9 protein-coding genes are annotated in these 12,615 nt (G+C 61.5%); 5 read left to right on the forward strand and 4 right to left on the reverse strand.

All coding sequences use genetic code 11. The annotated features are described in order from the left end of the window. Positions 1-116: 116 nt before the first annotated feature. From preA to hydA, 3 genes are all read right to left on the reverse strand, one after another. Complete coding sequence (gene preA, locus EKA13_RS05365) at positions 117-1,391, reverse strand: NAD-dependent dihydropyrimidine dehydrogenase subunit PreA (protein WP_065758368.1); 1,275 nt, start codon at positions 1,389-1,391, stop codon at positions 117-119. Then, positions 1,392-2,759 (reverse strand): NAD(P)-dependent oxidoreductase, encoded by a 1,368-nt coding sequence (locus tag EKA13_RS05370; protein ID WP_065758369.1) that lies wholly within the window; start codon positions 2,757-2,759, stop codon positions 1,392-1,394. A 66-nt stretch (positions 2,760-2,825) separates the two neighbouring features. Then, entirely contained in the window at positions 2,826-4,265 is a 1,440-nt protein-coding gene (gene hydA / locus EKA13_RS05375) for a dihydropyrimidinase (protein ID WP_065758370.1), read from the reverse strand. A 588-nt stretch (positions 4,266-4,853) separates the two neighbouring features. On the opposite strand from hydA, the gene EKA13_RS05380 reads away from it, so the two are divergent. Continuing rightward, complete coding sequence (locus EKA13_RS05380; protein WP_065758371.1) at positions 4,854-6,341, forward strand: NCS1 family nucleobase:cation symporter-1; 1,488 nt, start codon at positions 4,854-4,856, stop codon at positions 6,339-6,341. A gap of 45 nt (positions 6,342-6,386) precedes the next feature. After that, the gene (locus EKA13_RS05385) at positions 6,387-7,670 is read left to right on the forward strand and encodes a Zn-dependent hydrolase (RefSeq protein WP_065758372.1); all 1,284 of its coding nucleotides are present in this window, start codon (positions 6,387-6,389) and stop codon (positions 7,668-7,670) included. A gap of 197 nt (positions 7,671-7,867) precedes the next feature. On the opposite strand, the gene EKA13_RS05390 is transcribed toward EKA13_RS05385, so the two are convergent. After that, entirely contained in the window at positions 7,868-8,779 is a 912-nt protein-coding gene (locus EKA13_RS05390; RefSeq protein WP_065758373.1) for a LysR family transcriptional regulator, read from the reverse strand. Between the two features lie 286 nt (positions 8,780-9,065). Here EKA13_RS05390 and EKA13_RS05395 point away from each other — a divergent pair, with 286 nt between their 5' ends. The 3 genes from EKA13_RS05395 to EKA13_RS05405 all read left to right on the forward strand — a co-directional run bounded on the left by EKA13_RS05395 (position 9,066) and on the right by EKA13_RS05405 (position 12,598). Beyond that, positions 9,066-10,382: an MFS transporter gene (locus EKA13_RS05395; RefSeq protein ID WP_065758374.1), complete on the forward strand. Its 1,317-nt coding sequence runs from the start codon at positions 9,066-9,068 to the stop codon at positions 10,380-10,382. Positions 10,383-10,401: 19 nt separating this feature from the next. Then, positions 10,402-11,793 (forward strand): FAD-dependent oxidoreductase, encoded by a 1,392-nt coding sequence (locus EKA13_RS05400; protein WP_065758375.1) that lies wholly within the window; start codon positions 10,402-10,404, stop codon positions 11,791-11,793. Between the two features lie 100 nt (positions 11,794-11,893). Next, positions 11,894-12,598 (forward strand): YebC/PmpR family DNA-binding transcriptional regulator, encoded by a 705-nt coding sequence (locus tag EKA13_RS05405; RefSeq protein WP_065758376.1) that lies wholly within the window; start codon positions 11,894-11,896, stop codon positions 12,596-12,598. Positions 12,599-12,615 lie beyond the last annotated feature (17 nt).

Below are 12,615 nucleotides of genomic sequence, written 5' to 3' on the forward strand. Positions count from 1 at the left end.
TCCAGCTGCCATTACGGGCCGCAGTTTTATTTTAACGGGGCCGCTGGTGCTGCGCCGGTTAACATGAGTGACGGCCAGCCGCGGCTGCGGCTGGCCCCTGGTCGCTGAGATGCCCTTCAAGGTGCTACGTGATAGGGGTTGCGCGGGTCATGCTGCCAATCGAGGAAGGGTTTGCCGTTATCCTGCGCGACCATCTCGATACAGTCCTGCACCGGGCAGGTGATCTGGCAGAGGTTGCAGCCTACGCATTCGGCGTCGATCACCTCGTAGCGGTGGCTACCATCGGGCTGTTTCAGGCTGGCGATGGCCTGGTGCGAGGTGTCTTCGCAAGCGATATGGCAGCGCCCGCAGCCGATGCAGGCCTGTTGGTCGATCCTGGCGATGACCTGGTAGTTGATGTCCAGGTACTTCCAGTCGGTGGTGTGGCCGACGGCCCGCCCGCTGAAATCCCGCAACGTGTGATAACCCTGGCTGTCCATCCAGCGTGAAAGGCCGTCCTTCATGGCTTCGACGATTCGAAAGCCATGCAGCATGGCGGCGGTGCAGACCTGTACCGAACCACAGCCCAGCGCGATGAACTCGGCCGCATCGCGCCAACTGCCGATACCACCGATGCCGCTGATCGGCAGGCCCTGGGTGGCCGGGTCTCGGGCGATTTCGGCAACCATGTTCAGGGCAATCGGTTTCACCGCCGAACCGCAGTAACCGCCATGGGTACTCTGATTCCCGACAATGGGCAGGGCGACCATGCGCTCCAGGTCGACACTGGTGATGGAGTTGATGGTGTTGATCAATGACACCGCGTCAGCGCCGCCACGGTAGGCCGCACGTGCCGACTGGCGGATATCGGTGATGTTCGGCGTGAGTTTGACGATTACTGGCAGCTTGCTGTAAATCTTGCACCAGCGAGTAACCTGCTCGACGTACTCCGGCACCTGGCCGACTGCCGCCCCCATGCCACGCTCAGGCATGCCGTGGGGACAACCGAAGTTCAGCTCGATACCGTCAGCGCCGGTGGCTTCCACCAGCGGCAGGATGGCTTTCCAGGATGCCTCGACACAGGGCACCATCAACGACACGATCAGGGCGCGGTCGGGCCAGTCCTTTTTGACCTGGGTGATTTCGCGCAAGTTGATGTCCAGTGAGCGGTCGGTAATCAACTCGATGTTGTTGATCCCGATAACCTCGCGGTTGGCGCCATAGTGCGCCGAGTAACGTGACGACACGTTGACCGCAGCCGGGTCTTCGCCAAGGGTCTTCCAGACCACGCCACCCCAGCCGGCCTCAAACGCCCTGACCACGTTGTAGGCCTTGTCGGTGGGCGGGGCGGAGGCCAGCCAGAAAGGGTTAGGCGCTTTGATGCCCGCGAATTCGATCGACAGGTCTGCCATTTATGCGGCCTCCACGTGGTTCATCAGTTGGGCATGAATGGCCTGGGCTGCCAGCTTTCCGTGCTGCACGGCCTGGACGGTGAGGTCCTGCCCGAGTTGGGTACAGTCGCCACCGGCATACACGCCGGGAAGACTGGTGCGCATCTGTTCATCGACGCGAATGCGGTCGCCGTCGCGGGCCAGGAGTTGCCCGCTGGCGTCGTTCAGGGCGTGTTCATCGAAGGTCTGGCCGATGGCCTTGAAGATGGCATCGGCGGCCAGTTCGAAGGTTTCCCCGGTAGGCTGCAGGCGACCTTCGTCCAGGTGGGTACGAGCAAAGCGCATGCCGCGCACCCGACCCTGTTCATCCAGCAGGACTTCGTCGGGTTGTGCCCAGGTCAGCAGACGCACCTGATTGGCCTTGGCGATGTCCTGTTCATGTGCCGTTGCGCCCATGTCCGGGTAGCCACGGCGGTACACCAGGTTGACCTCACGAGCACCCAGGCGGGCCATCTGCACGGCCATGTCGATGGCGGTATTGCCGGCACCGAGCACGATGCAGCGCTCGGCCAGTGGCAGTTGGCTCAGGTCGTCGGCCTGGCGTAGTTCGCGGATGTAGTCGGTGGCGGCGAGCAACCCCGGCGCGTTTTCGTTGGCCAGGCCGAGTTGACGGCTGGCGTTCAGGCCAAGGCCAAGGAACACCGCATCGAACTGTTGGCGCAGATCCGACAGGCTCAGGTTGTCGCCCAGTACCTGACCATGGCGTATTTCAATGCCGCCAATCTGCAGCACGAACGCCAGTTCGCGCTGGGCGAAGTCGTCGACCAGCTTGTACTTGGCGATCCCGTACTCGTTCAGCCCTCCGGCCTTGGGCCGTGCCTCGAAGATCACCACGTCGTGGCCATGCCAGGCCAGCCGATGGGCACAGGCCAACCCGGCCGGGCCGGCACCGACCACCGCGACGCGCTTGCCGGTAACGGGCGCGCGCTGGAAAGGGTGGGCGTCGAAGTCAGCGTGGTCCAGGGCGTAGCGCTGCAGCGCGCCGATCAGCACGGGCGCGCATTCCTGATGATGGTTGCGCACGCAGGCTTGCTCGCACAACACCTCAGTCGGGCAGACCCGTGCGCAGCTGCCACCGAGGATGTTGGCCGAGAGAATTTTCTCGGCCGCACCCTGGAGGTTGTCCTGATGAATGTTGCGTATGAAGGCGGGGATGTCGATTTCGCTGGGGCAGGCGTTGACGCACGGCGCATCGTAGCAGTACAGGCAGCGTGCGCTTTCCAGCGTAGCCTGACGGGCATTGAGCGGCGGCGCCAGGTCGCCGAAGCGCTCGGCCAGGGTGGCGTTATCGACGCCGGGTCGGGGGAGGTGATTCAAGGAGTCGATCACGGTGGTGGCCTCTGTTCTGATTGTTAGAGTCACTACGGCCTGTGGGGCAGCGTCACGGCCTTGCTTTCAGCGTTTCACGGCGCTCGGCTTATGCAATTCGGCACGCTTGCTCAACAGGTCGAATACCGCAGGGTAGGCGGGCCGTTCGAGGTAGCGCCCGGCACCGCGCTCGGCGCGCAAGTCACCGTTGGCCCAGACCAAGCGGCCTTGGCTGATGGTGTGGCTGGGTATGCCGCGCACGGTCTTGCCTTCGAAAATGTTGAAGTCGACGTTCTGGTGATGGGTCTTGGCCGAAATGGTCCGCGTGCCCTCCGGGTCCCAGAGCACCAGGTCGGCATCGGCGCCGACGCGCAGGGCACCCTTGCGCGGGAAGAGGTTGAAGATCTTCGCGGTGTTGGTCGAGGTCAGGGCGACGAAGTCGTGCACCGACAGCTTGCCGCTGTTGACCCCTTCATCCCAAAGCACGGCCATGCGGTCTTCAATGCCGGCCGTGCCATTGGGGATCTTGCTGAAATCGTTGCGCCCGGCGGCTTTCTGCTCGGCGCAGAAGCAGCAATGGTCGGTGGCGGTGGTGTGCAGGTTGCCTGATTGCAGGCCTTGCCACAGCGCCTGTTGGTGGCCGATTGGGCGGAACGGTGGGCTCATTACGTAGCCGGCGGCCGTCTGCCAGTCCGGGTGGCGGTACACACTGTCATCCAGCAGCAGGTGCCCGGCCAGTACCTCGCCGTACACCGGCTGGCCCTTGGCCCGGGCGTAGCTGATTTCGTCGAGTGCCTCGCGGGTCGAGACATGCACCAGGTACAACGGCGTACCGAGGGTTTCGGCGATACGGATCGCGCGGCTGGCCGCCTCACCTTCGACCTGCGATGGCCGCGACAAGGGATGCGCCTCGGGGCCGGTGAGGCCCTGGGCCAGCAGCTTGCGTTGCAGGTGGTAGACCAGTTCGCCATTCTCGGCATGTACGGTAGGCACCGCGCCCAGTTCCAGGCAGCGCTCGAAACTGGCTACCAGGGTATCGTCGGCGGCCATGATCGCGTTCTTGTAGGCCATGAAGTGCTTGAAACTGTTCACACCGTGCTGTTGAACCAGTTCACCCATTTCCTCCCGTACCTGTTCGCTCCACCAGGTGATTGCGACATGGAAGCCGTAGTCGGCGGCGGACTTCTCGGCCCAGCCACGCCACTGGTGGAAGGCTTCGAGCAGCGACTGCTGCGGGTTGGGAATGACGAAATCGATGATTGACGTGGTCCCCCCGGCGAGGCCTGCAGCGGTGCCGCTGAAAAAGTCCTCGCTGGCCACGGTGCCCATGAAGGGCAATTGCATGTGGGTGTGCGGGTCGATGCCGCCCGGCATCAGGTACTGGCCGCTACCGTCGAGTACTTCGCAGCCAGTGGGGACCTCGAGGTTGTCGCCAATGGCCTTGATCAGGCCGTCGGCGCAGAGCACGTCGGCCCTGTATCGCTCTTCATGGGTAATCAGGGTGGCGCCACGGATCAACAACGTCATAGCGAAGCTCCTCACAGGCTTGACCGGTGTTCCGGTTCTACATTTTGTGCCACGGGACGCTGCTGGCAGAATCCTGCCACTGCTGTCAGAAATTGAATCTAGTTGTGCTTTTTCGATTGGGCAAGAATATTTCTAATAAGCTTATTCCTAATTCAAACTACTGATTTTTAAGGATAAAAAGACAAAATCAACAAATTGGTGCAGGCGCTCACCAAATTGACGCACTTGACAGAAAGCCGAAATGGTCAAGATTTCTCATGGGAAATCAGCGGTTTGACCGGGACAGGTGCGGGCCTATGGCAATCACCCAAAAATATTCCCTGCACCCCTTTGGTTCCCCAGGGGCGTACCTGCGTCAGGTGACCGTGAACCCAGTCGCCGTCGGGGTGCGTCCATCGGTGCTGTCGGTGCGGGGAAAGCGGCGTTGTACGCCGTTTTCAACACAATCGCAGCCGCCGTCGCCTGTTTCGGCACGCTTATTGTTTGCCGCCGCTGTGCGTTGGCCGGAGCCGCGATTGTTCAATGCAAGTGCAAGAACTCCAGCCATCGTCACGATGTGCAGACAATCAGAACAACAGTGGAGCGGCCATGCAGCAGATCAAATCGCAAGTGAGCGAACGCGACGGCTTGTTCGAGCTCGACGCCGGCAGTGACGTTCTCGAGAGCCCCCGGTACAACCACGATATTGCGCCGACCAAAGTCCACGAGCGCACCTGGAACAAATGGCATATCACTGCGCTGTGGGTCGGCATGTCGATCTGCGTGCCGACCTACACCCTGGGCGGTGTGTTGACCGCCTACTTCGGTCTGACGGTTGGGGAGGCGTTGCTGGCGATCCTGCTGGCAAACGTCGTGGTGCTGGTACCACTGACACTCAATGCCTTTCCCGGGACCAAATACGGCATCCCTTTTCCGGTGTTGTTGCGCTCTTCATTCGGAATCATCGGCTCCAACGTGCCGTGCCTGATCCGTGCCTTGGTGGCGTGTGGCTGGTTTGGCATCCAGACGATGTTCGGCGGCCTGGCTATCCACCTGTTTTTTGGCGCGATCTCGCCCGAATGGAAAGCCTTGGGCGGCACCGGTGAGGTGATCGGCTTTCTGCTGTTCTGGACCTTGAACCTGTGGGTGGTGTTGCGCGGTGCCGAGTCGATCAAATGGCTGGAAACCCTCTCGGCTCCATTGCTGATGCTGGTGGGGGCTGGGTTGCTGTTCTGGGCCTTGCCGAACGTTTCCATCAGCGAGTTGATGGCGCAACCGCCGAAACGCCCGGAAGGCGCGAGCGTGACCGGTTACTTTCTCGCCGGACTGACAGCCATGGTCGGTTTCTGGGCCACCTTGTCGCTGAACATCCCTGACTTCAGCCGCTACGCGAAAAGCCAGAAGGACCAGATCGTCGGGCAGATCATCGGTTTGCCGCTGACCATGTTCCTATTCGCCGCCCTGGGGGTTGTACTGACGGCCGCATCGGCATCGCTGGTAGGGGAAACGGTGTCCGACCCGGTCAGCCTGATCGGGCACATCCAGAACCCGCTGTGGGTTGCCTTGGCGATGGCCCTGATCATCATCGCCACGCTGTCGACCAACACGGCTGCAAACATTGTTTCACCGACCAACGACTTCCAGAACCTGGCGCCAAAATGGATCGGCCGCACCAGTGCCGTCATGCTGACCGGCGTGGTCGGGCTGTTGCTGATGGCCCATGAGCTGCTGAAAAAGCTCGGCCTGATCGTCTCTGAGGTAAGCCTGGAGTCGGTCTATTCCAACTGGCTGCTGGGGTATTCCAGCCTGCTGGGGCCGATTGCCGGAATCATGGTGGTGGACTATTTCCTGATTCGTCGGCAGACCCTGGACCTGGCTGGCCTCTACCGCGACGATGTGTATCCCGCCTGGAACCTGGCCGGTTTCGTCGCCTTCGGTGTGCCCGTGGCCCTGACCCTGTTATCGCTAGGCAGCACGGCGTTCAGTTGGTTCTATGATTACGGCTGGTTTACCGGTTCGGCCTTGGGTGGGCTGATCTACTACATGCTTGGCAGCCTCAAGGCTTACCGCGCTGCGAGCGTCAAAACCAGCGTTTAAACCCCCAGGCCCGTGGAGGCCCGTTGACTGATGCAGGAGATGCACATGCAAACAGCTCAGGACGTTCTGCAATCTACCCTCCACCACGTCGACGGAGGTCGACTCTGGCGTTCACTGATGGAGCTGGCGCAGCTTGGTGCCACCGCCAAAGGTGGCGTTTGCCGTCTGGCACTGACTGACCTGGACCGCCAGGCCCGTGACCTGTTCGTGACGTGGGCGCAGGCTGCCGGTTGTACGGTGACGGTGGATGCGGTGGGCAACATCTTTGCCCGTCGTCCAGGGTGCAACCCGACACTGCCGCCGGTGATGACCGGTAGCCATATCGACACGCAGCCTACGGGCGGCAAGTTCGATGGTTGCTTCGGGGTGATGGCGGGCCTTGAGGTGTTGCGCACCCTCAATGACCTGAAGGTGGAGACCGAAGCGCCACTGGAGGTGGTGGTCTGGACCAACGAGGAGGGCTCGCGTTTTGCTCCGTGCATGATGGGTTCGGGCGTCTTTGCCGAAAAGTTCACCCTTGAGGAAACCCTGGCCAAGACCGATGCCGAGGGCATCACTGTCGGCGAAGCACTCAATGCCATCGGCTACGCAGGATCGCGTGCGGTGACCGGGCACCCGGTGGGCGCCTATTTTGAGGCGCATATCGAACAGGGGCCGATACTTGAAGACCAGCAAAAGACCATTGGCGTGGTGCTCGGTGCCCTTGGCCAGAAGTGGTTTGACCTTAACCTGCGCGGGGTCGAGGCCCACGCCGGGCCGACACCCATGCACCTGCGCAAGGATGCGCTGGTGGGGGCAAGCGCTGTGGTGGCCGCGGTAAACCGCGTGGCACTGGAGCACCAGCCGCATGCCTGTGGCACCGTAGGGTGCCTGCAGGCCTACCCGGGATCGCGCAACGTCATACCTGGCGAAGTGCGCATGACCCTGGACTTCCGTCACCTGGAGCCCGCGCGCCTGGCGTCGATGATCGCGCAGGTCAAGGACGTGATCACTGACACCTGTCGTCAGCATGGCCTGAGCTACACCCTGACGCCGACCGCTGACTTCCCGCCCCTGTACTTCCATGAGCGTTGCGTAGAGGCGGTGCGCAATGCCGCGCAGGGGTTGGGCCTGTCACACATGGACATCGTCAGCGGTGCCGGGCATGACGCGATCTTCCTGGCAGAACTGGGGCCGGCCGGGATGATATTCGTACCTTGCGAAGGCGGGATCAGCCACAACGAAATCGAGAATGCCGCACCGCAAGACCTCGCCGATGGGTGTGCGGTGTTGCTGCGGGCGATGTTGTCGGCAGCGCAGGCCATAGCGCGTGATCGGGAAGCGGCATGATCTCGAATTTACATTATGTGTATAGGGTATCTGCTTGTTTTAATTAGATTAAATTCCAGTACTTAAAGTAAATTCTAGCTTGTTATTTTGACCGATTTCAGGGTTCTGTGACGGGCTTGCCTGCGATGGTTTCGACGGGGCGTCAGTGAATGCGTGGCGCCTGCATCGTTGGCAAGCCAACGTCCCGCAGGGGCAATTCAGGGCGTCGAACGCGGGCTGTGCGTCATGAGGTTGTTTTCATCCAGGCTTTCCTGAACCATCTGCAGAAAGGTTGCCACCAGTCGCCGTGAGCTCTGTTCGCGCAGGCACACCAGGGTTTCGGTCAAGCGTCGTTGGCAGTCGACAATCGGCAGGGCACAAACCCGCGCATCGGCGCCGAACTCGGCCGCCGACACCACCCCGACGCCAATGCCCACCACCACAGCCTCCCGCGCTGCTTCGCGGCCTTCGACCTGAATCGCCGGGCGAATGCGCAGGCCTGCGCGTTGCATTTCTTCTTCCAGGGTTTGCCGGGTCACCGAGCCCGGTTCGCGCAGCACGATGGGCGTGTCATCGAGGTCCTGGAGGCTGATCGAGGCACGGCTTGCCCACGGGTGCTGGTGGGAGACGAAGGCGACCATCGGGTCGTCGCGCAAGGGCACGCAGAGCAGCCGTTGATCGTCGACATCGCGCCCCAGCAGGGCCAGGTCGGCCTGGTAGTTGAACAGGCGCAACAGCGACTCGTCGGTGTTGCCCGTCTCGATCTTCACGCTGATGCCGGGGTAACGCTGGCAGAACCGGGCGATCTGCGGCAGTACGTGTACCGGGGCGTCTACCGCCAGTACCAGGGTGCCGGTCTGCAGCGCGCGTGAATCCTGCAGCAGTTCGTGCGCTTCGTCCTCGCAGGCAAACAGGCGCTGGGTGATGCCCAGCAGGCGCTCACCCAGATCGGTCAGTTGCACCGAGCGTTTGTTGCGGTGGAACAGCAGGATGCCGAAACGCTCCTCCAGTTTGCGCACCTGATCGGAGATCGCCGGCTGAGTGAGGAATAATCGTTCGGCGGCACGGGTGAAGCTGCCGTGCAGCGCAACCGCGTGGAAAGCCTTGAGTTGAGCGTGTGAAACGGACATGGCGGTACCTGTTACAAGCTGAGCTTATATTTGAAATACGATAAATCGATTTTATTTATCAGTCAGTAATTGTTTCCATCGCTCTCAGCCCGCTGGCAACATTCGTTCGAGTGTGTCCCGGGCCATGGGCTCTGGACGACAGCGCAAACAACAACCGCGTATCCCCGGGATCCATCTGACCAGGTGATGGCCTTGCTTGGCCGTCACGCAGTGCGCAACACAAGAACAAGACAGGCGTTTTTTCCCAATTCTGCCGGCACACTCAGATTCCGAGGTCAGATTCATCATGAATAAACACATCGCAAGCATCAAACGTTGGCGCATGCAGATCTTCGCCATCACCTGGTTGGCCTATGCGGCGTTCTATTTCACCCGCAAGGCTTTCTCGGTGGCCAAACTGGGCATTGGCGAAGACCCCAGCTTCACCCTCGACAAAATGGCCATGGCCAACCTCGATGCGATCTACCTGACGGCCTATGCCGTCGGCCAGTTCACCTGGGGCATGCTCGCCGACCGCTTTGGTCCCAGGGTGGTGGTATTGGGCGGTCTGGTGATTTCGGCCGCCGCGGCGGTGGTCATGGGGAGTTATGCGACGTTCCCGATTTTCGCCACCTGCATGCTGATTCAGGGCTTGGCGCAATCCACCGGTTGGGCAGGGCTGTGCAAGAACATTGGCAGCTTCTTCCCGGCGGTTCAGCGCGGCCGTGTACTGGGGCTGTGGAGTTCTTGCTACGCCTTCGGCGGCCTGGTCGCCTCGCCGTTTGCCGGCTGGTGGGCGTACACGCTGATTGGCAGCTGGCACGCTGCGTTTTTCTCCAGTGCTGCGGTGGTCGCTGTGGTGGCAGTGCTGTTCTTCTTCCTGCAGCGCAACAAGCCCGAGGACGTTGGCTTGCCGGCGGTTGAGCCAGAGCCGGAAAGCATGGTGCCTGGTACCACCCTGTGCAGCGTCTGGGCACCGCTACGCGAGATTCTGCGCAACCGCACGGTGCTCACCCTGGGCCTGGCCTATTTCATGTTGAAGCCGGCGCGCTACGCGATTCTGCTCTGGGGGCCTGTCATCGTCTTCGAGCAAATGCCGTCGCTGGGCAAGGTTGGCGCGGCCATCGTGCCCACTGCGTTTGAACTGGCCGGCTTGCTGGGGCCGATCATGATTGGCCTGGCCTCGGACAAACTGTTTGGCGCCCGGCGCATGCCCGCCTGTGTGCTCAGCCTGCTGGCGTTGACCGTGACGCTGGGGTTGTTCATGGGGGCGATGCACACCGGCAGCGTGATGTTGGTCGTGGTCTTGTTGTTTGTCATGGGCCTGACCCTCTATGGGCCGGATTCGATGATCAGCGGCGCCGCCGCAATTGACTTCGGTACCGCCAAAGCGGGCGCCACTGCTGCTGGTTTCGTCAATGGCTGTGGCTCGGTGGGGGCCATTCTTGGCGGCCTGCTGCCGGGCTACTTCGACACGGTCACGGTGTTCATTGTGTTTGCTGGCTGCGCCTTGTTCTCGGCGCTGGTACTGGTACCGCATTGGAACAGCCGCCCGGCCAGCCTGGCCGATACGGCAGCCGTCGCACCGAACACATCAATGGCAATCAAGCCAATGCGCACCTGAGTCGACAAGGAGACACACAATGAGGCCGTTCTGGTTACAGCAGGCATTGGACCAGGAAGAGGCGGCGCCTTGTGCGCCGCTGGCCGGTGACAGCCGTTGCGATGTATGCATCGTCGGCGGCGGCTACACCGGTTTGTGGACCGCGCTGATGCTCAAGGAGCAACAGCCGACGCTGGATATCCTGCTGATTGAGGCGGATACCTGCGGCGCAGGTGCCAGCGGGCGCAATGGTGGCTGTGCATTGTCCTGGTCGGCCAAGTATTTCACGCTGGAGCGGCTGTTTGGGGTTCAGGAGGCGGTGCGCCTGGTCCGGGAGTCGGAACAGAGTATTCGGGCTATCGGCGACTACTGTACTGCCCATGGTATCGACGCCGACTACCGATTGGATGGCACCCTGTACACCGCCACCAACCCCGCTCAAGTGGGGGCGACAGACCGTGTGATCGCCGCGCTGGAGCGCCAGGGCGTGAACTCGTTCCAGCGTTTGCAATTGGCGCAGGTGCAGCGCCTGGCAGGTTCGCACAAGCACCTGGAGGGGTGGTTCTCGCCGGCGGCAGCAACGGTTCAGCCCGGCAAACTGGTACGTGGTTTGCGCCGGGTTGCGCTGCAGCGGGGCATTCGTATCCACGAACAGACTGCGATGACCGGCCTGCAGCAGGGGCGACAATCACAGGTACAGACCGCCCACGGTACGGTACACGCCGACCGTGTGGTGCTGGCCTTGAATGCCTGGATGGCACGGGCGTTCCCACAGTTCGAACGCAGCGTAGCGATTGTCTCCAGCGACATGATCATCACAGAGCCGTACCCACAGTTACTCGAACAGATGGGTTTGAGCACAGGTATCAGTGTGCTGGATTCGCGGATTTTCGTGCATTACTACCACAACACCCCGGATGGCCGGCTGATGCTTGGCAAAGGCGGTAATACCTTTGCTTATGGCGGAAAAATGCTGCCGGTGTTCGATCAGCCGTCGCCCTACGAGCCGTTGTTGCGGCGAAGCCTTGGCGAGTTTTTCCCGGCATTGGCTGACGCACGGATCGCGGCGACCTGGAACGGTCCTTCTGACCGCTCGGTCACCGGCTTGCCGTTTTTTGGCCGGTTGCAGGGGGAAGGCCAGGTGTTCTATGGCTTTGGCTACTCCGGGAGTGGGGTGGGGCCTTGCCATATGGGCGGGCAGATTCTGTCCTCACTGGTTTTGGGGCTCGACAACCCCTGGACGCGCTCGCCGCTGGTCAATGGCCCGTTGGGCTATTTTCCACCTGAACCGATCCGTTACCTGGGGTCGTTGATGGTGCGCAATGCGATCCGGCGCAAGGAGCAGGCCGAAGACCATGGGCGCCGACCCCGCCGCCTGGATGTGCACCTGGCCAGGTTTGCTGCAGCGGCTGGCAAGGCCGACAAGGGTTGAGGCGATTTTTTGTCGATTGCGGCAAAGAGGGCGTATAAACTGCACCCACTTTGCCGGTCGCTACCTGAACCGGCGCTTGAAGCACAGAAAGAGAGTCGACATGGGCGCACAGTGGAAAGCCAAACATAAAGAAGCAGCAGCCAATGCCAAGGGCAAGATCTTCGGCAAGCTGGCCAAGGAAATCCAGATCGCCGCACGCGGTGGTGCCGACCCTGACATGAACTCCCGCCTGCGTCTGGTGGTCGAGCAGGCCAAGAAGGCCTCGATGCCTCGCGAAACCCTGGAGCGCGCGATCAAGAAAGGTGCTGGCCTGTCGGGTGACGTCGTGCAGTACACCCTGGTCAAGTACGAAGGTTTCGCTCCGCATCAGGTGCCACTGATCGTCGAGTGCCTGACCGACAACGTCAACCGCACCGTTGCTGAAATTCGCGTACTGTTCCGCAAGGGCCAGTTGGGTGCCGAGGGTTCGGTGTCCTGGGACTTCAACCACGTTGGCCTGATCGAAGCCAGCCCGGACAGCGCCGACGCAGACCCGGAAATGGCCGCCATCGAAGCCGGCGCCCAGGATTTCGAGCCTGCCGAAGAGGGCACGACCCTGTTCATTACTGAAACCACCGATCTGGATGCGGTGCAGAAGGCGCTGCCTGAGCACGGTTTCAGCGTCATTTCGGCGAAGATCGGTTATGTACCGAAGAACCCCGTCACCCTCGACAGCGAAGAAAAGCTCGCTGAAGTCGAAGCCTTCCTTGAGGCCATCGATAACCACGACGACGTGCAAAACGTCTACGTCGGTCTGGCAGGCTAACACCTTCCCGTCACACT

Source organism: Pseudomonas defluvii (assembly GCF_001695625.1).
Lineage (GTDB): Bacteria > Pseudomonadota > Gammaproteobacteria > Pseudomonadales > Pseudomonadaceae > Aquipseudomonas > Aquipseudomonas defluvii.